The sequence below is a fragment of the Streptomyces sp. NPDC058877 genome, from assembly GCF_042742855.1.
Taxonomy (GTDB): domain Bacteria; phylum Actinomycetota; class Actinomycetes; order Streptomycetales; family Streptomycetaceae; genus Streptomyces.
Map to the genome: position 1 here is coordinate 1 of NZ_JBHYMF010000015.1, position 26,295 is coordinate 26,295.

Genomic DNA, 26,295 nt, shown 5'->3' on the forward strand with positions numbered 1-26,295 from the left:
CGGATCGCCCGAGCTGCCCTCGTCGTCCTGCAGCTCGAACACGGCCGCACCGCCTGAATGAAGATCACAAACCGTCACGAGACGTTACCGAGAAGACCTCCATGTTGTCGTACAAGTCCCGGCTGTCGGCTGTGATTCGCCCCTACTGGGCGCAAAGTGCGGTGGACGAGATCACGCCCATTCAGTACAACGAGTTCAGAAAATTCGTGCAGACCAAATACTTGTACAACTACGCGAAGGCGGTACTAGGTGCATTCAAGATGATCATGGATGATGCGGTAGTAAAGTACAAATACCGGGAGGAGTCGCCTATTGTGGAGCAGAAGCGGTGAGGCCTGTACAAGAAGAAGTAGGTGCGCCGAGTCAAGCGGCAGCTGTCCACTCGATCCGTGCACCAGGCGGCCCAGAACGCCTACTACGTATGGGGATTCGCTGGGTGGACCTACATCTGGACCATCGCCTTCACTGGACTGCGGTCGCCGGGCGAGATGTTCGGACTGCAGCGAGGCTACGCCTCGCCGTACTGGCCCGCCTCCGAGCCGGACGCCGAGTTGCGCGAGGAGGCCCTCCAGCGGTACGAGTCCCTCCACGCTCTCCGGGTGCAGTGCCAGACCTATCGGGCTGACAAGAGGGCAGTGCTGGCTGCGCCGAAGTGCGACAGTTGGAGGACGATCGTCATCCCGCAGTTCCTGCACGAGATGCACCAGGCCCTCCTGGCGTCGCACGACCAGTCGTGGGTGTTCCTGTCGATCCAGGGCAAGCCGCTGTTGAGCGCGAGTTTCGATAAAACCTACTGGTTTCCGATCCGGGACGGCGCGGAGGAGCGCGCGTCCCGGCCTCGGTACGAGCGGTGGGTCCGACCAGCGTTGCCGGCCGTCGAGGAGATGGCTGGAGAGGACATCTATCGGCTGCGGCACTGGCACAAGGCGAAGTTGGACGAACCGGGCAACATCCCGCGTGTGGCAGTCGAGGAGCGGATGGGCCATGAGCTGCCGGGAGTGGAGGGAACCTACAGCGAGGTAACACTCGCGATGGAGGAGCGGATAGCTGGGTACCTCCAGAGAGTGTGGGAGAAGGAAGTAGTGGGTGCGGGATTATGGACGCCTCCTTTTCCCATACCTCTCCCAGACAGTCCTGCGAATCCGGCTCCGCCGCTGTTCAGCGGCCTTCCTGTCTTGGAGTACGAATGATCGTCTGGATCAACGGAACGTTCGGTGCGGGGAAGTCGAGCACCGCGCGCGAACTGGTCGATCTGATCCCGAACAGCACCCTGTACGACCCGGAGGTCACCGGCGGGGGGTTGCGGCGACTCCTGCCGGCCAAGAAGCTCGCCGAGGTCGCGGACTACCAGGACCTGCCCATCTGGCGCCGTCTCGTCGTCGACACCGCCGCGGCCCTTCTGGCCGAGGTCGGCGGTGTCCTGGTCGTCCCGATGACCTTGCTCCGCCAGGAGTACCGGGACGAGATCTTCGGTGGACTCGCCGCCCGTCGCATCGATGTCCGCCATGTTTTGCTCACGCCGGAGGAAACGATCCTGCGGGAGCGGATCGACGGTCGGGCCGAATACGGGGACGCCGAGGTCGACGCCCGCGTCCGGAACTGGTGCCACCGGCACCTCCCCGTGTACCGGGCCGCCCTTCCCTGGCTCGTCGCCGACGCCTACCCGGTCGACACCTCGGCCCTCACCGTGGCCGAGGCCGCCGGGGCCGTGGCCGAGGCGGTCCTGGACGGCCGGGCGCCTTCCTGCGGCATCGTCCAGACGCCCGAGCCGACCGGCGAGACCCTCGCAGCGGGAGTGCTCCTCTTCGACGAGCAGGACCGTTTCCTGCTCGTCGACCCCACCTACAAGCCCGGCTGGGAGTTCCCCGGAGGGGTCGTCGAATCCGGCGAGCCCCCGGCCCGGGCCGGGATGCGCGAGGTGGCCGAGGAGATCGGGCTGGAACTCGACGCGGTGCCGAAGCTGTTGCTCGTCGACTGGGAGCGTCCCCAGCCCCCCGGCTACGGCGGACTGCGCCTCCTCTTCGACGGCGGCACGCTCCGGACCGCCGACACCGAGCGGCTCCGCCTCCCCGGCGCCGAACTCCGTGGCTGGCGGTTCGTCACCGAGGAGGAGGCCGCCGACCTCCTGCCTCCCGTCCGCTACCGTCGTCTCCGCTGGGCGCTGCGCGCCCGCGAACGCGGTACGGTCCTCAACCTGGAGGCGGGCGTCCCCGTGGGGTGACGCGGCTCGCCCGGGTCCGTGCCGGCTGACGGGTCCTCCGGCACGGACCCCCGTCCCGGGCCGGCCCATTAGGGTCGTTCGCATGACGACATCCCTTGCCAGCAGCGCCTTCGACTCGCTCCGCCTCGACGCCGTGCCCGATCAGGACGCGTTGCGCCGGGTCTACGAACTGCCGAAGGACGCGGCCGTGCGCAAACAGATGACCGAGCTCACCGAGCAGGCAATGCGGTTGATCGGCTGCTCGTCGCTGGTCCTGGTCGCCAGCACGGACGCCGAGGGCAACTGCGACGTTTCCCCGCGCGGCGGCCCCGCCGGGTTCACAGCCGTCCTGGACGCACGGACGGTGGCGATACCGGACGCGACCGGCAACAAGCGCCTGGACACCCTGCAGAACGTCATAGCCACCGGACGGGCCGGATTGCTGTTCGTCATCCCGGGGCGCACCACGACGCTCAGGGTGAACGGCCGGGCCTGCGTCTCCACGCGTCCGGAGCTGCTGTCGCAACTGACCGCCGTGGGCAAACCTCCGGCCAGTGCGCTGGTGGTGGGGATCGAGGAGGTCTACCCGCACTGCCCCAAGTCGCTCCTGCGCAGCGGGGCCTGGAAGCCGGAGCAGTGGCTGTCGGCGGATGCCCAGCCGACCTCGGCCGAGGTGACGCTGGCCCAGCTGCGGATGCCGGAGCTGACGATCGCCGACATCGAGCAGGCGGAGGCGGATTCGCTGAAGTACCGGTACGAGTAACGGGCCGGACGGCGCTTGCCGGGCGACTCCGTCCGGGGTCTCGGGAGCGCGGTGCACCGCCCTGTCGCCACCAGCACTCCCAGGCCGGGCCCCGTGGGCGAGGTGGCGTCGGAACTCCGTGAGACCTCCGGAGCGATGAGGGACCGCGCTCGAACGGCGGGTCGCATCCCCGGCTAGGCCTTCGCCCGGGCCGCCGCCGCCTTCAGGCGGGCCGCCGTCTCCGAGGTCACCGCAGCGCCGTGCCCGCAGCACAGCACGGACGGCGCCAATCCCGCGAGGGTCCGCATCGAATCCAGGGCGAGGGCCCGGTCCACGTGGAAGACGCCGAACATCACGTCTCCCACCGATGCCACCGTGTCCCCGGCGAACAGCACGCCGTGTCGCGGCAGGTGGAGGGCGATCGAGCCGGGCGTGTGGCCAGGGGTGTGCACCACCACGGCGCCGTCGCCGAAGTCCAGTTCCTCACCGCCTTCGACCTCGTGGTCGACCCGAGTGGGTGGCGCCGCAGGTACCGTCAGGCCATGCTCGTGGAGGGGGACCTCCTCATCCAGGAGGTCGGGTTCGGGGACCGGGGCCTCACCCCTGACCACCGGCGCATCACGTCGGTGCGCGACGATCTCGGCGCCGTGCCGGTCCGCCAGTTCCTGGGCCGAGCCCACGTGGTCCCGGTGGCAGTGGGTCAGCACGATGCGGCGCAACCGGTCGGGATCCAGGCCAACCCTGCGGACCGCTGCCGCCGTTCCGTCGGCGGTACCGGCCCAACCGGCGTCGATCAGCGTCAGTTCCCCGTCGTCCTGCCAGAGGTAGGCCTGGCCGATGGAGAAGTCGAGGAGGTGGAGCCGCAGGGTGATCCTGATGATTTCGACGGATGCCATGTGAGGAACCTATGCATCCGCGCGGACCTTCGCGCGAGCCTTCGCTCTCGGCGAGCTTCGCCGAGAGCGAAGACCTGGATGGCTGTCAACCCTGCTTGGAGCGCGCATAGTTGACGAGGAAGTGTGCCTCGGCGACCGAGAGTCGCTCCAGCTCCTCGGGCGATACGGACTCGTTCGGCGCATGGATCTGGGCCTCGGGCTCGCTCAGCCCGATCAGCAGGATCTCCGACTCCGGGTAGAGCGAGGCCAGCGTGTTGCACAGCGGGATCGAGCCGCCCATGCCCGCCGTCTGCATCTCCTGGCCGGGGTACGCGATCCGCATCGCCTCGGCCATCGACGCGTACGCCGGGCTGGAGGTGTCCGCCTGGAAGGGCTGCCCCTGACCGACCTGCTCCAGGGACACCCGGGCGTTCCACGGGGTGTGCTTCTCGATGTGGGCGAAGAGGAGCTTCGTCACCTCGGCGGCGTCCTCGCCCGGCGGCACCCGCAGGCTGATCTGCGCACGGGCCGACTTCGGGACAGAGGGGGTCGCCCCTGCCACCGGGTGGCAGTCGATGCCGATGACGGTGACCGCCGGGCGCGCCCAGATCCGGTCGGCGACCGTGCCCGCACCCGGCAGGGCCACGCCCGCGAGCACCTTGGCGTCCTGACGGAAGTCCTCCTCCGGGTACTGGAGGCCTTCCCACACCTGGTCGCCCGGCAGCCCGTCGATGACGGTGGAGCCGTCCGGGCCCCGCAGCGAGTCCAGTACGCGGATCAGTGCGGCCAGGGCGTCGGGCGCGGCGCCGCCGAACTGACCGGAGTGCAGATTGCCCTCCAGGGTGTCGATCTGCACCCGGATCATGGTCATCCCGCGCAGGGTCGCGGTCACCGTCGGCAGGCCCACCCGGAAGTTGCCCGCGTCGCCGATCACGATGGTGTCCGCGGTCAACAGCTCGGGGTGCTGTTCCGCGTACCGCTCCAAACCGCCGGTCCCCTGCTCCTCCGAACCCTCGACGATCACCTTGACCGTCGCCGGGACCCCGCCGTTCGCCTTGAGGGCGCGCAGCGCGAGCAGGTGCATGATGAAGCCGCCCTTGCAGTCGGCGGTGCCGCGGCCGTACCAGCGGCCGTCCCGCTCGGTCAGCTCGAACGGCGGGCTGAGCCAGGCGGACTCGTCCAGCTTGGGCTGCACGTCGTAGTGGGCGTAGAGGAGGACGGTGGGGGAGCCTTCCGGGCCGGGCAGGATCCCGTACACGGCCTGCGAACCGTCCGGGGTGTCGAGCAGCGCCACTTCCCGGAAGTCCTCGGCGCGCAGCGCGTCCGCGACCCAGTTCGCCGCGCCCTCGCACTCGCTGCGGGGGGCCACGGCCTCGTCCGCCACCGACTCGAAGGCGACCAGCTCGGTCAGCTCCGCCTTGGCACGGGGCATCAGCGATCGGACGGTCTCGGCGATCGGGTTCGAGGTCATGGGCACGCTCCTGGTGGGTGCGACGTTACGAGGTGGGACGGCGGTCGTCGTATGTCGTGGTACGGCGAGCGCAGCAACGATCCTACGGGCGGGGCCCCGGCTACCGCGCCGTAGGATGCGTCAGGAGCAGACCACCGGTCGGATCAGGAGCAGAAGCACATCGTGAGCAGCGAGCACGCAGAGAACGCCGGTCCGGAGCACACCGAGGCCGAAGGCGCGGCTCCTGAGGCCGTCGCCGAGAGCGCGGATGCCGAGTCGGCGCGGGCCGCGGGTGACGGGGCGTCGGGCGAGCCGCCGGTCGGGCCGGCCGTCGGGACGCCGATGCCGGGGGAGTACGACGCAGCGGAGCGTTCCGTTGACGGGGCCGCGGAGGTCTGGGACGTCGTGGTCGTCGGCGCGGGGCCGGCCGGTGCCTCCGCGGCCTATGCGGCGGCGGTCGCCGGGCGTCGGGTGCTGATCCTGGAGAAGTCGGAGTTGCCCCGGTACAAGACCTGTGGTGGAGGCGTCATCGGCCCTTCGCGCGATGCGCTCCCCCCGGGGTTCGAGCTGCCCCTCCAGGATCGGGTCCACGCCGTCACCTTCTCCTTGGACGGCCGTTTCGCCCGCACCCGCCGCTCGCGCCGGATGCTGTTCGGCCTCATCAACCGCCCCGAGTTCGACGCCCAGCTCGTCGAGCACGCGCAGAAGGCCGGTGCCGAGCTGCGGACCGGCGCGACGGTGACCCGGGTGGAGCAGCACGGCCCGGCCGTACCGGACCGGCGCACCGTCGCCGTGGTCCTCGCGGACGGCGAGACCGTCCTTGCGCGCGCGGTCGTCGGCGCCGACGGCAGTGCCAGCCGGATAGGCGCCCATGTGGGGGTCAAGCTCGGCCAGGTCGATCTGGGTCTAGAGGCGGAGATTCCGGTACCGCCGTCCGTGGCCGAGGACTGGAAGGGGCGCGTCCTCATCGACTGGGGCCCTCTGCCGGGCAGTTACGGCTGGGTGTTCCCGAAGGGCGACACGCTGACGGTCGGCGTCATCTCGGCGCGCGGCGAAGGGGCCGCCACCAAGCGCTACATGGAGGACTTCGTCGCCCGGATCGGCCTCGCGGGCTTTGAGCCCGCGCTCTCCTCCGGGCACCTGACGCGTTGCCGGACCGACGACTCCCCGCTCTCCCGGGGGCGGGTCCTCGTCTGCGGTGATGCGGCAGGTCTGTTGGAACCGTGGACGCGCGAGGGCATTTCGTACGCGCTCCGCTCGGGCCGGCTCGCGGGCGAGTGGGCGGTGCGGGTCGCGGAGTCGAACGACGCCGTCGACGCCCGTCGGCAGGCCTTGAACTACGCCTTCGCCATCAAGGCGGGGCTCGGTGTCGAAATGGCGGTCGGGCGACGGATGCTCGCCGTGTTCGAGCGGCGGCCCGGGCTGCTGCACGCCACGATCACGGGGCTGCGGCCGGCCTGGAACGCCTTCGCCGACATCACCCGTGGCGCCGCCACGCTCGGCGGCATGGTCCGTTCGAACGGCATGGCCCGGCGCGCGTTGGAGGTCCTCGACCGGAGGATGGACACCTCGACCGGCATCGGTCCGGCGGGGCGGGGGGTTACCGGGCGCGAGCGCACGGCGTCCGACCCGGACGGGGCCGACGCCCCGAAGGATCCGGAAGGGGCCTGACGCCCCGGTACGGACCCCGCTGCCCCGGTCGGCTCATGCCTCCGGTGCGGCGGGGTCCTTCGTCGTGATGCGGAAGACGGGGTGTCGGGGGGCGATGGCCCGGAGTTCCTCCTCGGAGGAGTCGGGCCCGACGCCGCCGAAGAAGACCCCGACCTCGGCCTTCCAGCGCTTGAGGTAGGCGCGGAGCAGTGCGGGCTTGTCATCGTCGTCCACCTCGACGGCGGTGAACTCCTGCACGTGCTTGCCCAGATGGAGCTGTCCGCCGCCCGCGGCCCGCATGTTGTGGGTCCATTGGACGTGACCGCGGGGGGCGACGAGGTACTGGGCGCCGTCCACCGTCATCAAGTTGACCGGGGTGCGGCGCCATTCGCCGCTCTTGCGGCCGCGGACGGCGAGGACCCGGGAGCCCCAGATGCTGATGCCGCGGCGGGTCATCCAGGCGACCGCGCGGTTGAAGACGTTCACCGTGAACCAGCCCGGCTTCATGACGTGGGAGGCCGCGGGGGCGGGGGTGGCGGAGTCGCCGGTGGTGGGCTGGGGGGACATGGAGGCCTCCTGCTGAATCCTGTGGAATCCATTCGAGAGCACTGTTCTCGCCTGAGATCAGTGTGCACGGATCGATGCCCACAATCAAGAGCGGTGCTCTCTCTTCGTTTCAGTGCTCTGAAAGTGGCACACTGCTCTCCATGACGACCGTTCGAGGAGCCCGCGCCCGCGCCCGCATCGAGATCACCGCCGCCATCAAGGACGAGGCCCGCACCCAACTCGCCGCCGAAGGCGCCGCCAAGCTCTCCCTGCGAGCAGTCGCCCGCGAACTCGGCATGGTGTCCTCCGCGCTCTACCGCTACTTCCCCAGCCGTGACGACCTGCTGACCGCCCTGATCGTCGATGCCTATGACGCCGTCGGCGCCGCCGCCGAACGGGCCGCCGCCGAGAGCACCACGGAGCGCCCCCTCGACCGCTGGACCGCCGTCTGCCGGGCGGTCCGCGCCTGGGCCGTGGCCCACCCCCACGAGTACGCCCTGATCTACGGTTCCCCGGTTCCCGGCTACACCGCCCCCCAGGACACCATCGGTCCCGCCGCCCGTGTCGGTCTCGTCCTCGTCGACGTCGTCCGTCGGGCACAGTCGGGAGAAGGCGTCGCACTCCCACCGCTTCCGGACGCCCTGCGTCCCGAAGCCGCCAGGATCAGCGCCGACATCGCCCCGGACCTCCCCCCGGCCCTCGCCGCTGCACTCGTCGCGGCATGGGCGCAGCTCTTCGGTCTGGTCTCCTTCGAAGTCTTCGGCCAGTTCCACCGGGTCGTCGAGGACCGTGACGCCTTCTTCTCGGCGGCGGCCCGCCGACTGGGGCAGGAAGTGGGCCTGCTTCCGCGCGGCTGACCCGCCCCCGGCCGGGTCCGTACTCCGCCGGGAGTAGCCGCGACCACCCCTCCGGACCGACGTGCGCCCGGGGGCGGCCGGGCTAGCGTGGCCGGTATGGACGCGGGCATCGACGAACGGCGGTCGCGCAGGTCTCGGCGCATCCCACGGGAGCGGGGGGAGCGGGACGCCACCGGGCTGCCCTGGCGGTCGACCTCGCTGATCGCCGTCGCCGTTGTGGTGGGCACCGGGTTCGCCGCGCGGAACCAGTTCGACCGGGAGGCGCTCGACGCGGCCGGGCGGGGCCTGTTGCTCCTCGGGGCGGTCCTCCTGCTGTTCCGGCACCGCAGGCCCGTGGCGGTGGTGTTCGCCGTCGCGGCCGTCACCCTCGGCTACCTCGCGGCCGGCTATCCGTACGGTCCGGTCTTCGTCCTGGTCGCCGTCGCCTGCTTCGCGGCCGTCGTCCACGGCCACCGCACCGCCGCCTGGTGGGCCGTCGGCCTGCTCTGGGCCGGCCACCTCCTCCTGGCCCACTGGCTCCACCGTTGGCTCCCCCCGGCCGGTGACGGCGCCGCGCCCTGGGGACAGGAGCTTCCCGCCGCTGCCGTCGCCGTCGCCGTCCTGGCCGCCTCCGAGGCGGTCCGCGGCAGACGCGAGCAGGGTGCCCAGCGGAGGGCCGAGCGGGTCGCCGCCGAGCGCCGCCGCGCCGATGCGGAGCGGCTCCGGATCGCCCGAGAGCTCCATGACGTGCTGGCCCACTCGATCTCCGTGATCAACGTACAGGCGGGCGTCGGCCTCGCCCTCCTGGACTCCGACCCCGAGCAGGCACGATCGGCGCTGACCACCATCAAAGCCGCCAGCAAGGAGGTGCTCGGCGAGGTGCGCCAGGTCCTCGACACCCTCCGCGCCCCCGGTGACGCCCCGCGCACCCCCGCCCCCGGGCTCGCCCACCTTCCCGAACTGGTCGAGCAGGCCGCCGCCGCCGGTCTCGCCGTCACCGTGTCCACCAGCGGTACCCCCGACGTCCTGCCGCCCGGCGCCGACCTCGCCGCCTTCCGGATCCTGCAGGAGGCGCTCACCAACGTGGTCCGCCACTCGGGTTCCCGCACCGCCCGGATCCAGATCCAGCACGGCTCCGGTCGGCTGGACCTGACGGTCGACGACGACGGCCCCGCCACCGGGACCGAGGCGGGCGGCAGCGGAAACGGACTCGCCGGCATGCGGGAGCGGGCAGGCGCCCTCGGCGGCAGCATCGAGGCGGGCGCCCGCCCGTCCGGTGGTTTCCGCGTCCGTGCCGTACTCCCACTCCGCTCGGAGGTGACCCCGTGACGACCGCGATCCGCGTCCTGCTCGCCGACGACCAGTCCTTGGTGCGGGCGGGCTTCCGCGCCCTGCTCGACGCCCAGGCGGACATCGAGGTGGTGGGGGAGGCCGCCGACGGCGACGAAGCGGTGGAGCAGGCCGGGGCCCTGCGCCCCGACGTCGTCCTCATGGACATCCGCATGCCGAGGCTCGACGGCCTGGAGGCGACCCGACGCATCGTCGACGCCCCGGACCGCGGCGGGGTACGGGTCGTGATGCTGACCACCTTCGAACTCGACGAGTACGTCTTCGAAGCGATCCGCGCCGGAGCCTCCGGCTTCCTCGTCAAAGACACCGAACCCGAGGAGCTGCTGCGGGCGGTGCGGGCCGTCGTCCACGGAGACGCACTGCTCTCGCCGGGGGTCACCCGGCGACTGATCCAAGAGTTCGCGGCCCGTTCCAGGGTCCCGGCGGTGACGGCGGTGCTCAGCACGCTCACCGAGCGGGAGCGGGAGGTGATGGCGCTGGTCGGGATCGGCCTGTCGAACGAGGAGATCGCCCGACGGCTCGTCGTCAGTCCGCTCACCGCCAAGACCCACGTCAGCCGCGCCATGGTGAAGCTGGGGGCCCGGGACCGGGCCCAACTCGTCGTCTTCGCCTATGAGTCGGGTCTGGTCCGACCGGGCTGGCTGGGCTGAGGCGGCCGCACGGATCCGGCTCCGGGCGACGGCCACGGCACCCCGCCACGACCTGGCGCCCCCGTCGTGTGCACCGGGCGGAGCCCGTGGGCCTGGAAGGAGTCCGCCGCCCCGGCGTGCGGTCGGCGGCGCCCGGCTTCCTCCGGCCCCGGCCCCATCAGTCGTGGGCGCGACAGAACCTGCGGACGGCCTCGTTGAAGCGATCCGGCGCTTCGAGGTTGCTGACGTGCCCCACACCGGGGAGCACCAGCAGGTCGGCGTGCGGAATTCCTTCCTTGAAGGCGCGTGCGACGCTCAAGGGGGACCGGGCATCGAGTTCGCCCCACAGGAGCAGGGTCGGCACCGAGATCGCCGGCAACACGTCGCGCTCGTCGGCCTCGGCCATCATCAACAGCTGTGCCCCCATGGTCTCCGGCCGTACGTCGTGGGCCATGGCATCGAGCAACGGGGTGAACGTGGCGGGCGGGCCGTCGGCGAACAGCCCCGGGAGCACCGGATCGAATCGTTCCCGCGGCACCGCCAGCATCCTCCTGGCCCCTTCGACCCGAACCGCCACTTCCTCCGGGGGGAGCGAACCCTTCCACCCGGCGTAGGTGTCGACCAGGAGCAGCGTCCGGACCAGTTCGGGGTGGTGGCGGTACAACTCCAGCGCGACCGTGCCGCCCCAGGAGAGCCCGGCGACGTGCGCCGGACCGAGCTGCAGCGCCTCGATCACGGCGGCCAGAGCATGCGCGAAGTCCGCCAGGCCGAAACCGGCCGGCAGATCCGAGGAGCGCCCCGCGCCCGGTTCGTCCCAGGCCGCCACGGTGAAGTCCTCGGAGAGCGCCGAGAGCTGCGGCTCCCACATCCGGCCGTCCAGCCCCGCTCCGTGCACGAGGACCAGGGGCGGCCCGTGACCCGTGCGCGCGTAGGCGACCTCCACACCGTTGATCTCCACCGTCGGCATGTCACCAGGCTACGCGCGAGTCGCTGCCGCGTCGGGGGAGGCCGGGCCGTGAGGAGCTGCCTCGGCATCGCGTCACGCACCGTGCCCGTACGGTGGAGGCATGCACGACAGAGGCCTGCCGACCCCCGATGACATCGAGGCCCGCTTCGTCGAGCTCGTGGCGGGGCGGCTGTCGCGGGACGAGGCCGACCGTTGGGCTGCTCGCTGGGTGCAGGAGGAGGCGGCCACCTGGGACGCATCGTCCTGGTGGGCGCTGAACCTCCTCCACGGAGTGGATCTCCCCGCAGGAACGGACGGCGGCTATCTGCACGACGACGAGCAGATACGGGCATGGCTCGCCGAGCTGAGGAAACGCCGGACGGAGTGAAGCGGCCACGGTGCCGTCCGGGACCCGGTCGCCCTCGGGACGCGGGGAGCGGGTCCGCCGTGCCCGGAGCGGCTCGGGACCGCTCTCCCCGGGACCCCGTGGACCACCGCGACCGGGGGCCGTCCGCCCCGTCCGATCATGGGAGACTCACCTCCATGAACGGCAAGGCGACGACGGCCCGGACACGGTTGGACAGGGGGCGCAACGCGCTCGGCCCCGCGCTGGAACTGGTGCACACCGGTAGGGCGCCGACCCGGGCCGTGCTCACCGCGGAACTCGGCGTCACCCGGGCGACCGCGGGTGCCGTCGCCGCTGAGCTGGAGGCCCTCGGCCTCATCCGGGTCGACTCCAATCCCGGTGCCGCCGCGGGCTCCCAGGGCCGGCCCTCGCACCGGTTGGCGGTCGACGAGAAAGGGCCCGTCGTCCTTGCCGCCCAGGTCCATGCGGACGGGTTCCGCGCCGCACTCGTCGGTCTCGGGGGCACCATCGTGGCCACGGTTCCCGGCTGCGTCACCGTCTCCGCCGACCCGGCGCAGGTGCTCGGTGCGGTGGTGGACGCGGGTGCCGCGCTGCTCGCGGAGAGCGGCCGTCGCTGTGTGGGCGCCGGTCTGGCCGCCCCTTCGGCCGTGGCCGAGCCCGAGGGCACGGCGCTCAACCCGCTCCATCTCGCCTGGCCCGCCGGAGCCCCGGTCCGTGAGATCTTCGCCGAGCGGGTACGGAGCGCCGGCATCGAGGGCCCCGCCTTCACCGGCAACGACGTGAACCTCGCGGCGCTCGCCGAGCACCGTCACGGAGCAGGACGCGGCGCCCGGGACCTGCTCTGCGTGGCCACCGGCCACCGGGGCGTCGGCGGCGCGCTCGTCCTCGACGGCCGCCTCCACACCGGCAGCTCCGGCCTGGCCCTGGAGGTCGGCCACCTCACCGTCCATTCGGAGGGGCGCCCGTGCCACTGCGGAAGCCGCGGCTGCCTCGACGTCGAGACCGACCCGCTTGCGTTCCTCACCGCAGCGGGCCGGGACCCCGGCCCCGAGGTCTCCCTGCTCCAGCAGTCCCGTGACCTGCTGCGCACGAGCCCGGACGATCCGGGCGTCCGGGTCGCGGTCGGAGAGCTGATCGACCGCTTGGGCCTCGGCCTCGCCGGTCTGGTGAACATCCTCAATCCCGACCGGATCATTCTCGGCGGGCTCCACCGGGAGCTCCTCGACGCGGATCCCGAACGGTTGCGGGCCGTCGTCGCCGACCGGAGCCTGTGGGGCCGTAGCGGCGGCGTTCCGATCCTCCCGTGCACCTTGGACCACAACAGTCTGGTCGGTGCAGCCGAACTGGCCTGGCAGCCGGTGCTGGACGACCCGCTGGCCGCCCTGGGGCGCGAACCGGTCTGAGCCCGTACCCCTCCTCGTCGGGTGTCGCCCAGAGGGCCGGAAGGCATGCGCGTCCCACCGGTCGAGGGCTCCGGGACCGGTACCGTGCGCGCGGCGCCGGCCGAGCAGGGGGGCACGGGGGAGGGGCCGATCACTCTCGACGGGCCTGCGGGTCGGGGCGTCCCTCTGCCAGTGCGGCCAGCCGGTTCAGGGCCATGTGGGTGCCGAGCTCGTTGTCAGCGGCCGGAACCGCGTCGGGCACCTCCTCGTGGACGATCCGCACCTCGGTCCCGTCCTCGATCGCGGCCAGCGTGGTCGTGAGGATCATGGTGCCGTGCAGTCGGGGGTCGGACGTCTCGAACTCGATCTTCTCCACGACCCGTTCGTACGGCACGAGTTCGATGAAGGTGCCGTGGTAGGTGTCCGCCCGGTCCTCCGACTTCCCGTCGTCGCCGCCCGGAGCGTAACGCAACGAGATCCGGAAGGCGCCCCCTTCACGCGCCTCGAAGGCGTGCACCTCGCAGCTCATCCCGTACGGCACCCGCCAGTGGGCGACCGCGTCCGGGTCGAGGAGCAGCCGGTAGACGACCGGAGCCGGGGCGGCGATGTGCCGGGACACGCGCGTGGTGTACACGCCTCCCAGGCTAGGCCGGTGGCGGTGCCCGCGCACCGGCGCGGACGGCGCCGGGAGCCCGGGGACAGGGTGCCGTGGCGCTCCCCGCACCGGACGCGGAGGCCGTCCCCGGGGCAAGCGGGGGCGTCCACCGGAGGAGCGGGCGAGGCGGGGCCGTCGAAGGGCCGCAACGCAGGTCACCCGTCACTCCCCTCGGAGTCCGATCCCCGGGAAAACCATTACGCGGAGGGAGCCGGGGCGACGTAGCGTTCCCCCTCGTGACTTCTTCCGCACCTTCCTCCGCACCGTCGTCCGACCTTCCGCCGCGCCTCGGCAGCCTCACCTTCCACAGTCCGCTCTCCGAGGCCCGCTCCACCCGTTTCATCGAGCGATTGGCCGCCGCCGGCCCCTCCGACGTCCTCGACATCGGCTGTGGCTGGGGCGAGGTGCTGCTGCGCCTCCTGGAAGCAGCCCCCGCCGCCAAGGGCACCGGCATCGACATCAACGCGGAAGACCTGGCCCGAGGCCGGGCCCTCGCGGAGGAGCGGGGGCTCGCCGACCGCGTGGCCTTCGTCGAAGAGTCCGCCCTCGGCACCGATCGGGGGCCCGTCGATGCGGTCCTCTGTATCGGGTCCAGCCAGGCGCTCTGTGACCCCGAACTGCCGCACGACCCCGCTGCGGCGCTGCGCGAACTGCGCCGGCTGGTCCGGCCGGGCGGGCGGGTCGTGCTCGGCGAGGGCTTCTGGGAGCGCACGCCCACCGAGGCGGAGTTGGCCGGCATGTGGCCCGGCGCGACGACCGGTGACCACCTCGCCCTCGGTGACCTCGTCGACCTCGCGATCGAAGCGGGGTTCCGCCCCCTGCGGATCGAGACGGCGAACGCCGACGAGTGGCAGGAGTTCGAGTCGGGCTACCGGTACGACACCGAGCTCTGGCTCGCCGCCCATCCCGACCACCCGCTCGCGCCCGAGACCCGCGAGCGGGTCGACCGGCAGCGCGCGAGCTGGTTGAACGGCTACCGGGGGGTCCTCGGCATGGCCTACCTCACCCTCGTCGCGGTGGCCTGACCCGCACCCCGTCACGGTCCCCGCAGCGGTGCGCGGGCCGTCCCGGCCGGACGCGTCGGCGCCCACGGGGGGGCGCGTCCAGGGGACACGGGGCGGGAGGGGAGCGGGGGCTGCCGGGTACTCCCCGTGTCGTACGCCGGAAGCCGCTGCCCGTACGACGACCCGCCCGCGCCCCAGAGCGATCCTCGAACCACGGACACGACCGCGGTGCACGCCCTGCACCGCGGGGCGCCCACCACATCGAGGAGTTGAACCGCCGTGAACACGCTCGCCCATGCGGGACCCGGCCCGTGGGTCCTCTTCTTCCCCCTCGTCTGGGCCGCCGTCGTCATCGGGATCGTCACGATCGCCCGCCGCGCCGGGTGGCGGCGCGGACGGGGCGTCCGGTTCGGAGGCGACGGCGGACCGGACGAGCACGCGCCCCTCGCGCTGCTCGGCCACCGGTTCGCGGCCGGAGAGATCGACGAGGACGAGTACTGGCGGCGGCTGACCGTCCTGGAGGAACAGTTCGGCCGCGCTGCGGCTCCCCGGGGGCGCCGGTCGTGACCCGCTCCGCCCCGGTCGCCGTCGCCCCGTCGCGCACGACCTCCGTGGACGGGCCCGGGCCGCGGAAGCGGCCCGGGCCGGCGACGCCCCGTTTCCCGCGCGGTCGCCCGTACGGAGCCCTCAGCCCACCCGGCCCGTCAGGACCGGGCTGGCCACCGACGGGGCCGTGACCGGTTCGGCCGGAGCGCTCAGGGGCACGCCGGGGAACCGGCTGTACCCGACGTCTGCGAAGACGCTTTCCGGGGCGGCGCCGGACCCGGCGCGCGCACGGTCCTCGAAGGGGCCGCCGGCGGGCGGTGCCGTGAGGGTGAACCACACGACCTTGCCCGCGGCACCGCACGGGCGGATGCCCCAGCTCTCGCTGACCGCCCCGACGATGGCGAGGCCACGGCCGGAGGTGGCGAGCACGTCGAGGTCGTCCACCGCGTCGAGCGCGCCCTGACCGTCGACCTCGGGAAGCCGGGGATCGTGGTCCCGGACCGACACGGTGAGGCGGTCGAGCAACAGCTCGATCTCCACCGTGCACTCCTTGTCCGGCTGGGCGTGGCGGTGCACGTTCGTCAGGAGTTCGGTCACGCCCAGCACGGCCTGGTCCACCAAGGCGTCCAGTTGCCAATGTCGAAGATGGGCGGAGATGATGCGGCGGATCTGTCCGATCCGCGGCGGCAGGGCCTGGAGCTCCACCGCGTAGTACCTGCTCGGCTCGCTGATCACGGCTGCGACTCCCCGAAGTGGTCCGGAAGAAGACGAAGATTCGGATCCGTCAATGCGGTACAGAAAGGTGGTGACCGATCACGGTGTCACCACCGGTCAACCCTCAGTGAGGTGAACTCCAGCCTGAACCAGCCGTGACCGCCCCGCAACTCGCCGCGAGCCGTCGCAGCTCAGGACCGTCCTGCCGCCTGCTTCAGCGCTGCGAGGAAGCGTCCCGAGGCCTGTGCGCGGTCGTCGTGGTCGCCGTCCGGGTGCAGGGTCAGCCGGTAGCGCGTTCCGTTCACGGTCGCCACGGTCTCCTCCCCCTTCGTGAACCACGGGCGTCCGGCCCGCACCGCCGACACCGGAGCGCTGTCGATCTCGCTGCCGTAACTCGTCAGGAGCGCCAGGCGACCGTCCTCGATCCGCACTTCGCCCGCGCGCGTCAACGAGCGCGGCCAGCGCGTGATCTCCACGCCCCTGGCGCTGAACTCCGGTTCGACCATGTGGATCCGCCCCTTTCACCCGCTTGTCGTACCCAGTGTGCCGGGCCGTCGAGCCCTGCACCAGTAGCCCTCCTCCACCCCTTCCACAAGGCAGCCCTATGGATCGTCAAAGGGAACGTTTGCCCAGGTGGGAGCGGTATGGTCGGCGAGGGGGAGCCCCCGATGCCATGCATGAGGAGAGGGACGGATGAGCACCACCCACGAGACCACGGCCGGCGCTGCGGTCACCGTCGACGTCGACCGCAGCGACCCCGTGTACCGGTCCTGGCTGAAGGAGGCCGTCCGCAAGGTCCAGGCCGACGCCAACCGTTCCGCCGACACGCACCTGCTGCGCTTCCCGCTCCCCGAGGAGTGGGGCATCGACCTCTACCTCAAGGACGAATCCACCCACCCGACCGGCAGCCTCAAGCACCGGCTGGCCCGCTCCCTCTTCCTCTACGGCCTCTGCAACGGGTGGATCCGACCCGACAAGCCCGTCATCGAGGCGTCCAGCGGTTCGACGGCGGTCTCCGAGGCGTACTTCGCAAAGCTCATCGGCGTTCCCTTCATCGCCGTCATGCCCCGCACCACCAGCCCCGAGAAGTGTCGGCTCATCGAGTTCCACGGCGGGCAGTGCCACTTCGTCGAGGACTCGCGCACCATGTACGAGGAGGCCGCGGCCCTCGCCGAGCGCACCGGCGGTCACTACATGGACCAGTTCACCTACGCGGAGCGGGCCACTGACTGGCGCGGCAACAACAACATCGCCGAATCGATGTACCAGCAGCTGAAGCTGGAGCGGTACCCCGAGCCCGCCTGGATCGTCGCCACCGCCGGCACCGGCGGCACGTCGGCGACCATCGCCCGCTACGTCCACTACATGCAGCACGACACCCGGATCTGCGTCGCCGACCCGGAGAACTCCTGTTTCTTCGACGGCTGGACCCACCACGACCCGCACGCCACCGCCGACTGCGGCTCGCGCATCGAGGGGATCGGCCGCCCCCGCATGGAGCCCAGCTTCGTGCCCGGGGCCGTCGACCGCATGATGAAGGTGCCCGACGCGGCGAGCGTCGCCGCGGTCCGTGCCCTGGAGACCGCGATCGGCCGCAAGGCCGGCGGTTCCACCGGCACCGGCCTGTGGAGCGCGTTCAAGATCGTGGCGGAAATGGTCGCCCACCAGCGCACCGGCAGCGTCGTCACCTTGATCTGCGACCCGGGCGAGCGCTACCTCGACAAGTACTACTCCGACGCCTGGCTGGCCGAGCAGGGGCTGGACATCGCCCCGTACACGACCGCTATCGAGCGCTTCCTGGCGACGGGGGTCTGGCCGGAGTGAGTCGCCGGTCGAGCCGGCGCACCGCGTCCTGGAAGGAGAGCCGCACGCCCGGCGCCACGAGGCGCAGCGCCAGCCGGAACGGGGGCGGGCCGTCGGCCGCCATCGTCCACCGCAGGCGGGTGCCGCTCCGGGCGGGGGCGAGCACCCACTCCTCCGCCAGGGCGGTCACGCCCGGAGCGTTGGTCGTGTCCACCCGGTAGGCGTACCGCAGGTCGGGTTCGGAAGCCAGGACCGTCTCGTCGAAGGTCACCCCGCCCCGGAGCCGGACCGTCCGGCCCGTGCCGTCGCCCGTCGGGACGGCGGAGGAGACCGCCGTGAACCAGGAGGGCAGGCTCCCCACCTCCACGGCCACCGAACGGTAGACGGCCCTGGGCGGGGCGGCCAGGGCCGCGGTGAAGACGAGACGGACGGGCGCGGACGCGGTGAAGCCGAGTTCCACCGGCCTCAGTCGGCGTGTCATGGGCCGAACCTCCCGGGGCGGGGGAAAGACGGGCGAGCGGGGGGAGAGCACCCTAGCTGACGGATGGTCAGCAGCACAGGGGCTGCGCCCCGGTGTTCCGCCGCGGCCCCGGCCGCGGAGCGCGACGGACGCCCGGCCCGACCGGCAACCCCGCGTCCGCCCCGCCGGCCGTGGCTCAACCCCGCAGCAATCCGTCCAGCGCCCGCCCGAACACGACCCTTCCCGCGCGGGCGAGCAGTCCGTCGAAGGCCCTGGGTACCCCCCACACCGTCAGGGCCTCGGTCCACCGCACCCGGCAGTCGCCTCCCGGCGCTCCCACCACCTCGACGAGCGCCCAACCGCGAACGATCCGCCCCTTTTTCTCCAGACGGCAGACACCGGGGCGCCCGTCCACCGGGGGCTCCCAGCGGACCACCTCCATCGGATCGTCGAAGGACAGCCGCCCGATGCCCGTCCGGGCGGTGAACCGGGTTCCGACCCCGCTCGGGCCCGGCGTCAGCACCCTCGTCCGGGTCAGCGGCACCTGTGCACCGTGTGCCGGCCAGTCGGTGAGCCGCCGCCAGACCTCCTCCGGCGGCAACGGAACCGTCCGCTCCACCAGGAAGGGGCTCATGCCGGCTCCTCGCCCGCGACCACGAGTCCCGGCAGGTGCTCCGTTACCTCGGCACGCACCCCCTCGGGCAAGCCCCCGTCCGTCACCCAGGTGTCGACCTGGTCCAGGGCCGCGAAGGAACTCAAGCCCACCGTGCCCCACTTGGTGTGGTCGGCGACCACCACGACCTGTCGCGTCGAGCGCATCAGGCACCGATTGGTCTCGGCCTCCGCCAGGTTCGGCGTGGAGAGCCCGGCCTCCACCGACACGCCGTGCACACCGAGGAACAACAGGTCGAAGTGGAGCGAGCGGATCGCCCGGTCCGCCACCGGCCCGACCAGGGCATCGGAGGGCGTGCGCACCCCGCCGGTCAGCACCACCGTCGCCGCGCCGCGCCGCGACTCACCCGTGCCACCGGTCTGCTGCGCCTCGTGGAAGACGTCCGCGACCCGCACCGAGTTGGTGACCACCGTCAGGTCGGGCACGTCGAGCAGGTGGCGGGCGAGTGCATAGGTCGTCGTTCCGCCGGACAGGGCGATCGCCGTCCCCGGCGCGACGAGGGTCGCCGCCGTCCGGGCGATATCGTCCTTGGCGCTCGGTTCCAGCACCGATTTGGCTTCGAACCCCGGCTCGTGGGTGCTCGCCTCGACCACCGGAACGGCCCCGCCGTGCACCTTCGCCACCATGCCCTGCCGGGCCAGTGCGTCCAGGTCGCGCCGGATCGTCATGTCCGAGACGCTCAGGCGCCGGGTCAGTTCGTTGACCCGTACGCCACCACGCCGCCGAACCTCGTCGAGGATCAGGGCACGCCGTTGCTCTGCGAGGAGGTTCTGGTTGTCAGTCACCGTTGGGGCCGGTCCTTCCGCAGGGGACGAGGGAATGCGCGTCGGATTCGGCGAGGGACCGTGCGCGTTCCACGGCCGTCCGCGATCCTGTTGCCGACGTCGCATCTTCCCACTCCGAGAGGAAGACTCCGCAGTGTCTCCTGCCACACCCGCCCCGGAGAGCGGGGGCGCGGCGCTCGAACTCCTCGTCCACGGAGTCGGCGGAGCGACCCCCGAGTCCATGCTCGACGACCCCCGGAGCGCGCGGGTCACCGGCGACCGCACCGCGGCCGTGTATCGCCGCACCGAGGACCTCGACGCCGAGGAGCACCCCGAGAGGTACGCGGCACGCCCGATCCAGGAAGCGTACTGCTGGTCCAATCTGACCTCCGGCGACGGCGCCCGTGCCCTGTGGCTGCTGCTCCTGCCCTTCATGGTCGCCAACCTGGCGCACTGGATGCGTCCGCCCGCCCAGGGGAGCCAGGGCCTCGTCCGGCTCTACGGACTCCTCGTCCGGCTCGTCGCCCTCACCCTCACCGTGCTCTTCACCGCCGCGGCGTGCGAGGTCGCGCTCGACCTGACGGCCTGGCAGTGCGCCGCGGCACCCAGCTGCACCGACGCCTATTCCTGGCTCGGCTTCCTCTCCGTCGAACGCGACGGATGGTGGTCGCCGCCCGGCCGTCGCCTCGCCCTCGCCGCCGTCGTGCCCACCGCACTCGTCGGCCTGCTCTGGTACCTCTCCAACCGGACCTGGAGCGCCTACGAGGCCCAACTCCCGCCCACCGGTCACGACGCCCCCTTCCCCGGCGTCCCGGAGGCCGTCGGTCCCGTCGGCCCCGTCGGTCCCGTCGGTCCCGCCGGCCCGGTCGGCCTCCGTCCGGCCCTCGGGCGGCCCGGCTTCTGGTACGGGCGCCGACTCGTCGCCCGGCTCAGGGCCGCCCACACCGCAGCCGGCTTCCTCACCGTCACCACCGCCCTCGCCCTCGCCACCGCCCGGCACGACGCCGCGACCCCCGGACTCCGCGCCGTCCTCGGATGGGTCCTCCAGGGCGCGGTCGTGGTCCTGGGCGTCGTCGTGCTCGGCGTGGTCTGCCGACGGGGTCGCAGCGAGCGCCAGCTCGACCTGCGCGTCGAACGCGCCCTCGTCGCCTGGCTTCCCGGCACCTCCCTCGTCCTGCTCCTGTTGACCGCCCTGCACGCCTGCTGGCCCCGCCCGGGCTGGACCTCCACGGGCACCCTCCCCGGGGACGCCGTCTTCGGTGCACTGACCCTCGCCCAGGGCGGTCTCGTCGTCGCCCTGGGCGTCGTGGCGCTGCTCCTCCAACGGCCCCGCAGCGATCCCCGTACCGCGCTGCGGGGACTCGGCGGGCCGGCCGTCGCCATGCTCGCCTGTGCGCTCGCCGGAGTGATGTCCGGGGGAGTGGCCCAGCGCGTCGCCGACTGGCTCGACGGCCCCGCGGGCCCCGACGCCTCCGGGCAGGCGGGTGCGGGAATCGGCCCGCCCGTCCTCCTCAGTTGGCAGGCCTCCGTCATTCCGGTGCTGCTCCTGCTGCTGCTCGTGCCCGCCGTCGCCCTCGTCGTGCGGACCGTCCTCGACGCGCGCCGTCTGCGGGCCGAGGTGGAGGCCGACTACCCCGCCGCCGCACACGAGCGGACCCGCACCGGAGAGATCGCCGCCGACCGGGCCCGTGCCTCGCTCACCGACTCGGCGCCCCTCCTCGTCGGCATGGTCTCCGGGGCGGCCCTGCTCCTCGGAGCCGGGGCCGTCGCGGGTGCCTGGGTCAGCGGCACCGTACCGGGTCGGGCCTTCGGCGGAGCCCATCCCGCGGTCGTCTCCCTCGCCGCCACGGCCCAGGCCCTCGGCTCGTGGATGGTCGGCTTCGGCTTCCTGCTCTTCGTCACCTGGGGGCGGCGCGCCTACCGCGATGCCTCGGCCCGACGAACGATAGGCATCCTCTGGGACGTCGGCACCTTCTGGCCCCGCGCGGCCCATCCCTTCGCCCCGCCCTGCTACGCCGAGCGGGCGGTGCCCGACCTCACCTGGCGGATGAGCTCCTGGACCGCCCGCACCGGTGGTCGGCTCGTGATCTCCGGGCACTCCCAGGGCAGCGTCCTCGCCGCCGCCGCCGTTTGGCAGCTACCGCCCGACACCCGGAGCCGGGTCGCCCTCCTCACGTACGGATCGCCCCTGGAACGGCTCTACGGGCGCTGGTTCCCCGCCTACTTCGGCCCCGACGCGCTGCGCGCGCTGAACCGTACGGTGCGCTGTTGGAGCAATTTGTACCGGGCCACCGATCCGATCGGCGGCCCCGTCCGGGTCCCCGCCGAAGCGGGCCGCCCGGTCGTCGACGAAGCGGTGCTGTTGGACCCGGTGGCCTACGGCCGCACACACCGGCATCCGCTGCCCGAACCGGTCCTGGGACACTCCGCCTACCAGGCCGACCCCGCCTTCGACCGGCACCGGGCCGCGCTCCTCGACCGGCTCCCCCCTGCCCTGCCCCACCAGCGCGGCAACGACAGCCGCTCGGATCAGGGGAGTTCGGGAAGGTCGTCCGGGTAGAGCAGGGTCAGGTCGTCCGTGCTCGCCTCGGCCAGCAGGGCGACCCGGCCCGCGTGTCGTTCCACCATCGACTCGAAGGTCTGGCGAGCCGTACGGCCGTTGCCGAAGGCGGGCCCCTTGGGCAGCTTCTCGAAGTACGAGAGCAAGGCCACGTCGACACCCGGAGCGAGTCGGTACTCGTGCTCCTCCGCCTGCTGGCCGACGATCCGGAGCAACTCGTCCGGCGCGTAGTCACCGAAGGTGATGGTCCGCGAGAAACGCGAGGCCACACCGGGATTGACGGTGAGGAAGCGCTCCATCTCCGCCGTGTAGCCGGCGACGATGACCACCACCGCGTCCCGGTGGTCCTCCATCAGCTTCACCAACGTGTCGATCGCCTCGCGCCCGAAGTCCCGGCCCGAGTCCTCCGGTGACAGGGCGTACGCCTCGTCCACGAAGAGCACTCCGCCGCGCGCCCGGTCGAAGGCCTCCTGGGTGCGGATCGCCGTCGAACCGATGTGTTCGCCGACCAGGTCCACCCGTGACACCTCCACCAGGTGCCCGCGCTCCAGGACCCCCAGCGAGGCGAGGATCTCGCCGTACAGCCGTGCCACCGTCGTCTTGCCGGTGCCCGGATTGCCGGTGAAGACCAGGTGGCGACGGACCGAGGCCGCCTTGAGCCCCGCCTCCTGCCGCCTGCGTCCCACCTCGATCATGTTGGTGAGGGTCCGCACTTCCAGCTTGACGCTCTCCAGGCCCACCAGCGCGTCCAATTCGCCGAGCACGTCCTGTGAGGAGCGGGTCTCCGGAGCGGGCTCCGGCACGGCGACCGTGGGGCGGGGAGGGGGCACCGCACCGAGCAGACCCGTCGACTGGGTGGCCGTCAGGACCGCTCCTCCGTCGGGAACGGAGGAGCGGACCGCGCTCTCGTCGCTGGTGCAGTCCTCTGCACTGGCGCCCTCCTCCGGGAACTCGTAGCCGCCGCGTGCGCACCGCTCCGTACGGCACTTGCGCAGCAGGGTTCGGCAACCGTCCGTGACGTGGAAGCCGTAGCCGCCGCTGCCCGTCACCCGGCAGCCGTGGAAGGAGCCGCGTCCCTCCGCCGACACGTAGAAACCGGCTTCGGTCGGAGAGGTGACCGCGCACCGGTCGATGGTCGGGTCGGCGCCCTTGGTGACGATCACCCCGGTCTGCACGGAGTCGATCGTGCACCCGCCGAGGGTGCCGCCGCTGCCGTGGTCCCGGAACCAGGCGCCCGTGGAGGCCTCCCGGATGCGACAGTCGTCGAGCTGGGCGGTGGCGCCGTCGCTCACCGAAACCGCGGTGTTGCGCACCTGCGTCAGATCGCTGTCGACGACGTCCACGCGCGAGCCCCGGTCGAGGACGAACAGCGCGTCCGGCACGTCATGCACCCGGCAGGCCTCGAGGACGGCGGTGGCGCCGTCGCTCACCCACACCGCCGGGTAGTCGCCCGTGCTGTCGTGGATCTCGCACTGGTTGGCGTCCACCCGTGTGCCCGGGTCCCAGATCGACAGGCCGTTGCGGCCGAAACGGCGGACGGTCGACCGGGTCAGGGTCAGCACCGAGCGCGAGCGCAGGTCGACCGCGTTCTCAGGGACGTCGTGGATGTCGCAGTCAGAGAGCGTGAGCACCGCGTCCGTGTCCAGGGTGATGCCGTCCGCCGAAGTGCGGTGCACGGAGGAGTCGGTGAGGTGGGCGGTGGCCCGGGCGGCGATCTGGAGCCCGGCGCCCTTGATCTCGTACACCTCGCAGCCGACGCCCTCCAGGGCGCTGCCCTCTCCGGTGACGGCGATGCCGGCGCCCGAGGCGTGGTGCACCCGGCAGCGCTCCAGGCGCGGATGCGCCCCGCCGCGCACCGAGACGCCCGCTTGCCCGGCGGAGACCACCTCGCACTCCTCGAACACGCCGCCCGCGCCGTCGAGCACGGCGATGCCGACCCCGGCCGGGTTGTCGACCGTGCACCGGCGGACCGTCGGCCGTGCGGCGCCCCGCACCTCGATCCCGGCGGCCGAGCGGGTCATGATCCGGAGGTCGAGCAGCTCGGGCGTGCCGTCCTCGACGAGCACCGCGGGCGCGGCGACGTCCTGTCCCTCGACGTGCAGGTCCTGGACGGTCACGGAGGCCCGGAGGGTGAGCGGGACGCCGTCCGCGGGCGCGATCCGCACGGAACCGCCCCCGCCCTCGGGGCCGCGCAGGGTGACGGCCCGTCGGACGACGAGGTTCTCCCGGTAGGTGCCGGGCGCGACGGTGAGCACGTCCCCGTCGCTCGCAGCCTCCAGGGCGGCGGCGAGGGAGGGGTACTCACCCGTGCGGCGCCGCCACCGCGATGTGCCGGTGTGCGTCACCTGGACCGTGCCCTGTGCCATGGGTGTGTCCTGCCCCCGCCTCGTGCTTCGCCGCTGATCCGATGCCCCACCGTAGCGCGCGCGGCGTCCCGGGGTTGACGGGTCGCCGGGCCCGGGCCCGTACGAACGGCCGGACGCCGTCCGGCACGCGTCAGTGCCGGTCCGGGGCGGTCCGGAGCGGTCGGGGTCGGTCGGGGAGTGATCGAACTCGAACCCGGCGTCGGGGAACGCCGCCGCGGCCGGCTCCGCGTGCGCGGATGCCCCCTGCTCCGGCCGTTCCGCTACGCGCGCACCCCGGTGGGCGGGTGGAGCGTTCGGTGTTTCCGGCGGGGCGGTCCCTCAGTCCAGGATCTTCACGGCGTCACCCACCCGGACCGTGCCGGTGTGTTCGGGGACCAGGTTCTGCCCGAAGACGAGTCGGCCGTCGTTCTTCCGGTGCCGTGCGAGGGTCCGCAGCGGTTCCTTGCCCCGTTCGGCGGTCAGTTGGTCCGTGGTGGTGACGACGCAGCGTCCGCAGGGACGGGCGACGCGGAAGGAGACCTCTCCGACCGCGATCCGGGTCCAGCCGTCCTCCGCCCAGGGGGCGGTGCCCCCGATCACCAGGTTCGGTCGGAACCGACTCATCGGCAAGGGGCCCTCGGAGGCGTGGTCGCCCTGTGCGATCAGGGAGTTGAGGGCGTCGAGCGAAGCAGTGGTGGTGGCCAGCAGCGGGTAGCCGTCCGCGAAGCTCACCGTTTCGCCGGGCAGCGCGTACTCCGGATCGACCGGGCGTCGGTGCTCGGGCGCGTCCATGTGCACCAGCCGCACGTCGCTCTCCAGGTACGCGGAGAGCCAGGCGGCTGCGGCGGGACCGGCCGGGACGGCTTCGACGGGCTTGTCGAAGATCTTCACCGTGATCGTGGTCGAGGGGTGCGGTACCTCGACCACGAGCGTCGGGTGTCCGGGAGCGGACAGGGACACCCCGCCGTTCGGGTGCGGCGCTGCCGTGGCCAAGGCCATCCGGGGGTGGCGGCGTTGGGTCACGACCTCGTTCGCCGCGTCGACGACGGTCCAACGGCGGTCCTCCGCCAGCCCCCAGGGCTGTACCTCTGCCTCATCGGGTGCCAGCGCGCGCATGGCCTTCACCGGATGGACGTGGACGGAGCGGAGCACAGGAATGGGCATGGCCTCATCCTGCCAGCCGCTCCGGCCCCGATGTCGGCCGGTGCGCGGAGCCGGTCAGTAACCCCCGCCCTGGTAGGGGCGGTTGTACGGGTCGTCGTACGTCGAGTGCGACGGGACCGGCGCGGGGCGGGGAGCCGCCGGTCGCATCGACTCGTAACCCGTGGCGGCCGGGCGGGGCTGCTGCGGGTACGGGCCGCTCGGGTAACCGCGGGGGGCCACCGGCTGCTGGGGGATGTAGGGGGTCGGGGCGCTTTGCAGCGGCACGGGGGCCATCTGCGGTGCGGGCGCCATCTGCGGTGCGGGCTGGGGATAGCCGTAACCCCCGCCGTGGGTGGGGGAGGGCGCCGACGGAAGGGCGGGCAGTGCCGCGGGGAGCGCCGGCAGATGGGAGCTGCTTCCGGAGAAGTTGCTGCCGGTGTCGTACGCGGCGGGCACTCGGATCGGGGCGATCTGAGGCGTGCCCCGCTCCGCGACCAGGGAGTCGTAGATCGGGGTGTCCGGGAAGGACGGCGCGGTGTGGTAACCGCCTCCATAGGTGGAGCGGGGGGAGGTCATGGCACATAAGTTAAGCCCACGATGTGCTGGTTGGGGAGTCCCTATCTTCGGGTCATCCGATTTACACGCTTTTTGTCTT

27 protein-coding genes are annotated in these 26,295 nt (G+C 72.3%); 14 read left to right on the forward strand and 13 right to left on the reverse strand.

The features are described from left to right. From ACFW2Y_RS05820 to ACFW2Y_RS05835, 4 genes are all read left to right on the forward strand, one after another. A partial coding sequence (locus tag ACFW2Y_RS05820) for a hypothetical protein (protein WP_384874067.1) occupies positions 1-332 on the forward strand: 332 nt, incomplete at its 5' end. Positions 333-389: 57 nt separating this feature from the next. Then, positions 390-1,190, forward strand: coding sequence for a hypothetical protein (locus ACFW2Y_RS05825; protein ID WP_384874070.1), 801 nt, complete (start codon positions 390-392; stop codon positions 1,188-1,190). Next, the gene (locus tag ACFW2Y_RS05830) at positions 1,187-2,221 is read left to right on the forward strand and encodes an NUDIX domain-containing protein (protein WP_384874073.1); all 1,035 of its coding nucleotides are present in this window, start codon (positions 1,187-1,189) and stop codon (positions 2,219-2,221) included. The genes ACFW2Y_RS05825 and ACFW2Y_RS05830 overlap by 4 nt, the downstream gene beginning before the upstream one ends. An 82-nt stretch (positions 2,222-2,303) precedes the next feature. Beyond that, positions 2,304-2,963, forward strand: coding sequence for an MSMEG_1061 family FMN-dependent PPOX-type flavoprotein (locus ACFW2Y_RS05835; RefSeq protein WP_384874075.1), 660 nt, complete (start codon positions 2,304-2,306; stop codon positions 2,961-2,963). A 173-nt stretch (positions 2,964-3,136) separates the two neighbouring features. Here ACFW2Y_RS05835 and ACFW2Y_RS05840 read toward each other — a convergent pair whose 3' ends face one another. Further along, the gene (locus ACFW2Y_RS05840; protein ID WP_384874077.1) at positions 3,137-3,838 is read right to left on the reverse strand and encodes an MBL fold metallo-hydrolase; all 702 of its coding nucleotides are present in this window, start codon (positions 3,836-3,838) and stop codon (positions 3,137-3,139) included. Positions 3,839-3,923: 85 nt separating this feature from the next. Beyond that, positions 3,924-5,288, reverse strand: coding sequence for a dipeptidase (locus tag ACFW2Y_RS05845; RefSeq protein ID WP_384874080.1), 1,365 nt, complete (start codon positions 5,286-5,288; stop codon positions 3,924-3,926). 321 nt (positions 5,289-5,609) lie between these two features. On the opposite strand from ACFW2Y_RS05845, the gene ACFW2Y_RS05850 reads away from it, so the two are divergent. Beyond that, positions 5,610-6,938: a geranylgeranyl reductase family protein gene (locus ACFW2Y_RS05850; RefSeq protein ID WP_384874218.1), complete on the forward strand. Its 1,329-nt coding sequence runs from the start codon at positions 5,610-5,612 to the stop codon at positions 6,936-6,938. Positions 6,939-6,971: 33 nt separating this feature from the next. On the opposite strand, the gene ACFW2Y_RS05855 is transcribed toward ACFW2Y_RS05850, so the two are convergent. Continuing rightward, positions 6,972-7,484 carry a nitroreductase family deazaflavin-dependent oxidoreductase gene (locus ACFW2Y_RS05855; protein ID WP_384874082.1) on the reverse strand — a complete coding sequence of 171 codons (513 nt, stop codon included), beginning with the start codon at positions 7,482-7,484 and terminating at the stop codon, positions 6,972-6,974. 140 nt (positions 7,485-7,624) lie between these two features. Here ACFW2Y_RS05855 and ACFW2Y_RS05860 point away from each other — a divergent pair, with 140 nt between their 5' ends. The 3 genes from ACFW2Y_RS05860 (at position 7,625) to ACFW2Y_RS05870 (ending at position 10,299) form a co-directional block, all read left to right on the forward strand. Beyond that, a complete protein-coding gene (locus ACFW2Y_RS05860; RefSeq protein WP_384874084.1) occupies positions 7,625-8,320 on the forward strand; it encodes a TetR/AcrR family transcriptional regulator in 696 nt (231 codons plus the stop codon). Between the two features lie 96 nt (positions 8,321-8,416). Beyond that, positions 8,417-9,628, forward strand: coding sequence for a sensor histidine kinase (locus ACFW2Y_RS05865; RefSeq protein ID WP_384874087.1), 1,212 nt, complete (start codon positions 8,417-8,419; stop codon positions 9,626-9,628). Continuing rightward, a complete protein-coding gene (locus ACFW2Y_RS05870; RefSeq protein WP_384874090.1) occupies positions 9,625-10,299 on the forward strand; it encodes a response regulator in 675 nt (224 codons plus the stop codon). Before ACFW2Y_RS05865 ends, ACFW2Y_RS05870 begins: the two co-directional genes overlap by 4 nt. 157 nt (positions 10,300-10,456) lie before the next feature. On the opposite strand, the gene ACFW2Y_RS05875 is transcribed toward ACFW2Y_RS05870, so the two are convergent. Continuing rightward, positions 10,457-11,245, reverse strand: a complete 789-nt coding sequence (locus tag ACFW2Y_RS05875) for an alpha/beta fold hydrolase (protein ID WP_384874092.1) — start codon at positions 11,243-11,245, stop codon at positions 10,457-10,459. A 100-nt stretch (positions 11,246-11,345) separates the two neighbouring features. Between ACFW2Y_RS05875 and ACFW2Y_RS05880 the strand changes: the two genes are divergently transcribed. Further along, positions 11,346-11,612: a hypothetical protein gene (locus ACFW2Y_RS05880; protein ID WP_384874094.1), complete on the forward strand. Its 267-nt coding sequence runs from the start codon at positions 11,346-11,348 to the stop codon at positions 11,610-11,612. Between the two features lie 155 nt (positions 11,613-11,767). Continuing rightward, on the forward strand, positions 11,768-12,994 hold the full coding sequence (locus ACFW2Y_RS05885; RefSeq protein ID WP_384874097.1) for an ROK family protein: 1,227 nt from the start codon (positions 11,768-11,770) through the stop codon (positions 12,992-12,994). A gap of 130 nt (positions 12,995-13,124) precedes the next feature. On the opposite strand, the gene ACFW2Y_RS05890 is transcribed toward ACFW2Y_RS05885, so the two are convergent. Then, a complete protein-coding gene (locus tag ACFW2Y_RS05890) occupies positions 13,125-13,607 on the reverse strand; it encodes an SRPBCC domain-containing protein (RefSeq protein ID WP_384874100.1) in 483 nt (160 codons plus the stop codon). Between the two features lie 257 nt (positions 13,608-13,864). Between ACFW2Y_RS05890 and ACFW2Y_RS05895 the strand changes: the two genes are divergently transcribed. Both ACFW2Y_RS05895 and ACFW2Y_RS05900 read left to right on the forward strand, forming a co-directional pair. Beyond that, a complete protein-coding gene (locus ACFW2Y_RS05895) occupies positions 13,865-14,653 on the forward strand; it encodes an SAM-dependent methyltransferase (protein ID WP_384874102.1) in 789 nt (262 codons plus the stop codon). Between the two features lie 258 nt (positions 14,654-14,911). Beyond that, positions 14,912-15,199: an SHOCT domain-containing protein gene (locus ACFW2Y_RS05900; protein ID WP_384874105.1), complete on the forward strand. Its 288-nt coding sequence runs from the start codon at positions 14,912-14,914 to the stop codon at positions 15,197-15,199. Positions 15,200-15,319: 120 nt separating this feature from the next. Here ACFW2Y_RS05900 and ACFW2Y_RS05905 read toward each other — a convergent pair whose 3' ends face one another. Both ACFW2Y_RS05905 and ACFW2Y_RS05910 read right to left on the reverse strand, forming a co-directional pair. Further along, positions 15,320-15,913 carry an ATP-binding protein gene (locus tag ACFW2Y_RS05905; protein ID WP_384874107.1) on the reverse strand — a complete coding sequence of 198 codons (594 nt, stop codon included), beginning with the start codon at positions 15,911-15,913 and terminating at the stop codon, positions 15,320-15,322. Positions 15,914-16,083: 170 nt separating this feature from the next. Next, complete coding sequence (locus ACFW2Y_RS05910) at positions 16,084-16,398, reverse strand: hypothetical protein (protein ID WP_384874110.1); 315 nt, start codon at positions 16,396-16,398, stop codon at positions 16,084-16,086. A 187-nt stretch (positions 16,399-16,585) separates the two neighbouring features. Between ACFW2Y_RS05910 and ACFW2Y_RS05915 the strand changes: the two genes are divergently transcribed. Further along, positions 16,586-17,716, forward strand: a complete 1,131-nt coding sequence (locus ACFW2Y_RS05915; RefSeq protein WP_384874113.1) for a PLP-dependent cysteine synthase family protein — start codon at positions 16,586-16,588, stop codon at positions 17,714-17,716. Here ACFW2Y_RS05915 and ACFW2Y_RS05920 read toward each other — a convergent pair. The 3 genes from ACFW2Y_RS05920 to ACFW2Y_RS05930 form a co-directional block, all read right to left on the reverse strand. Next, the gene (locus tag ACFW2Y_RS05920; protein WP_384874116.1) at positions 17,676-18,176 is read right to left on the reverse strand and encodes an SRPBCC family protein; all 501 of its coding nucleotides are present in this window, start codon (positions 18,174-18,176) and stop codon (positions 17,676-17,678) included. The two genes, ACFW2Y_RS05915 and ACFW2Y_RS05920, sit on opposite strands and share 41 nt — an antisense overlap. A gap of 175 nt (positions 18,177-18,351) precedes the next feature. Then, positions 18,352-18,789, reverse strand: coding sequence for an SRPBCC family protein (locus ACFW2Y_RS05925; protein WP_384874119.1), 438 nt, complete (start codon positions 18,787-18,789; stop codon positions 18,352-18,354). Then, positions 18,786-19,613 (reverse strand): DeoR/GlpR family DNA-binding transcription regulator, encoded by an 828-nt coding sequence (locus ACFW2Y_RS05930; protein ID WP_384874122.1) that lies wholly within the window; start codon positions 19,611-19,613, stop codon positions 18,786-18,788. The genes ACFW2Y_RS05925 and ACFW2Y_RS05930 overlap by 4 nt, the downstream gene beginning before the upstream one ends. A 133-nt stretch (positions 19,614-19,746) precedes the next feature. On the opposite strand from ACFW2Y_RS05930, the gene ACFW2Y_RS05935 reads away from it, so the two are divergent. Further along, a complete protein-coding gene (locus ACFW2Y_RS05935) occupies positions 19,747-22,152 on the forward strand; it encodes a hypothetical protein (protein WP_384874125.1) in 2,406 nt (801 codons plus the stop codon). On the opposite strand, the gene ACFW2Y_RS05940 is transcribed toward ACFW2Y_RS05935, so the two are convergent. The 3 genes from ACFW2Y_RS05940 to ACFW2Y_RS05950 all read right to left on the reverse strand — a co-directional run bounded on the left by ACFW2Y_RS05940 (position 22,122) and on the right by ACFW2Y_RS05950 (position 26,216). After that, positions 22,122-24,518 (reverse strand): right-handed parallel beta-helix repeat-containing protein, encoded by a 2,397-nt coding sequence (locus ACFW2Y_RS05940; RefSeq protein WP_384874128.1) that lies wholly within the window; start codon positions 24,516-24,518, stop codon positions 22,122-22,124. The two genes, ACFW2Y_RS05935 and ACFW2Y_RS05940, sit on opposite strands and share 31 nt — an antisense overlap. 318 nt (positions 24,519-24,836) lie before the next feature. Beyond that, positions 24,837-25,661: an MOSC domain-containing protein gene (locus ACFW2Y_RS05945; protein ID WP_384874131.1), complete on the reverse strand. Its 825-nt coding sequence runs from the start codon at positions 25,659-25,661 to the stop codon at positions 24,837-24,839. A gap of 54 nt (positions 25,662-25,715) precedes the next feature. Further along, positions 25,716-26,216, reverse strand: a complete 501-nt coding sequence (locus ACFW2Y_RS05950) for a DUF6643 family protein (protein WP_384874134.1) — start codon at positions 26,214-26,216, stop codon at positions 25,716-25,718. Positions 26,217-26,295 lie beyond the last annotated feature (79 nt).

What these genes read in the sequence shown, in the direction of transcription:
- ACFW2Y_RS05920 (WP_384874116.1), bottom strand. Translation starts at nt 18,176, where the DNA reads ATGACACGCCGACTGAGGCCGGTGGAACTCGGCTTCACCGCGTCCGCG.
- ACFW2Y_RS05840 (WP_384874077.1), bottom strand. Translation starts at nt 3,838, where the DNA reads ATGGCATCCGTCGAAATCATCAGGATCACCCTGCGGCTCCACCTCCTC.
- ACFW2Y_RS05925 (WP_384874119.1), bottom strand. Translation starts at nt 18,789, where the DNA reads ATGAGCCCCTTCCTGGTGGAGCGGACGGTTCCGTTGCCGCCGGAGGAG.
- ACFW2Y_RS05850 (WP_384874218.1), top strand. Translation starts at nt 5,610, where the DNA reads ATGCCGGGGGAGTACGACGCAGCGGAGCGTTCCGTTGACGGGGCCGCG.
- ACFW2Y_RS05940 (WP_384874128.1), bottom strand. Translation starts at nt 24,518, where the DNA reads ATGGCACAGGGCACGGTCCAGGTGACGCACACCGGCACATCGCGGTGG.
- ACFW2Y_RS05865 (WP_384874087.1), top strand. Translation starts at nt 8,417, where the DNA reads ATGGACGCGGGCATCGACGAACGGCGGTCGCGCAGGTCTCGGCGCATC.
- ACFW2Y_RS05845 (WP_384874080.1), bottom strand. Translation starts at nt 5,288, where the DNA reads ATGACCTCGAACCCGATCGCCGAGACCGTCCGATCGCTGATGCCCCGT.
- ACFW2Y_RS05855 (WP_384874082.1), bottom strand. Translation starts at nt 7,484, where the DNA reads ATGTCCCCCCAGCCCACCACCGGCGACTCCGCCACCCCCGCCCCCGCG.
- ACFW2Y_RS05885 (WP_384874097.1), top strand. Translation starts at nt 11,768, where the DNA reads ATGAACGGCAAGGCGACGACGGCCCGGACACGGTTGGACAGGGGGCGC.
- ACFW2Y_RS05875 (WP_384874092.1), bottom strand. Translation starts at nt 11,245, where the DNA reads ATGCCGACGGTGGAGATCAACGGTGTGGAGGTCGCCTACGCGCGCACG.
- ACFW2Y_RS05880 (WP_384874094.1), top strand. Translation starts at nt 11,346, where the DNA reads ATGCACGACAGAGGCCTGCCGACCCCCGATGACATCGAGGCCCGCTTC.
- ACFW2Y_RS05860 (WP_384874084.1), top strand. Translation starts at nt 7,625, where the DNA reads ATGACGACCGTTCGAGGAGCCCGCGCCCGCGCCCGCATCGAGATCACC.
- ACFW2Y_RS05915 (WP_384874113.1), top strand. Translation starts at nt 16,586, where the DNA reads ATGAGCACCACCCACGAGACCACGGCCGGCGCTGCGGTCACCGTCGAC.
- ACFW2Y_RS05835 (WP_384874075.1), top strand. Translation starts at nt 2,304, where the DNA reads ATGACGACATCCCTTGCCAGCAGCGCCTTCGACTCGCTCCGCCTCGAC.
- ACFW2Y_RS05830 (WP_384874073.1), top strand. Translation starts at nt 1,187, where the DNA reads ATGATCGTCTGGATCAACGGAACGTTCGGTGCGGGGAAGTCGAGCACC.
- ACFW2Y_RS05950 (WP_384874134.1), bottom strand. Translation starts at nt 26,216, where the DNA reads ATGACCTCCCCCCGCTCCACCTATGGAGGCGGTTACCACACCGCGCCG.
- ACFW2Y_RS05910 (WP_384874110.1), bottom strand. Translation starts at nt 16,398, where the DNA reads ATGGTCGAACCGGAGTTCAGCGCCAGGGGCGTGGAGATCACGCGCTGG.
- ACFW2Y_RS05945 (WP_384874131.1), bottom strand. Translation starts at nt 25,661, where the DNA reads ATGCCCATTCCTGTGCTCCGCTCCGTCCACGTCCATCCGGTGAAGGCC.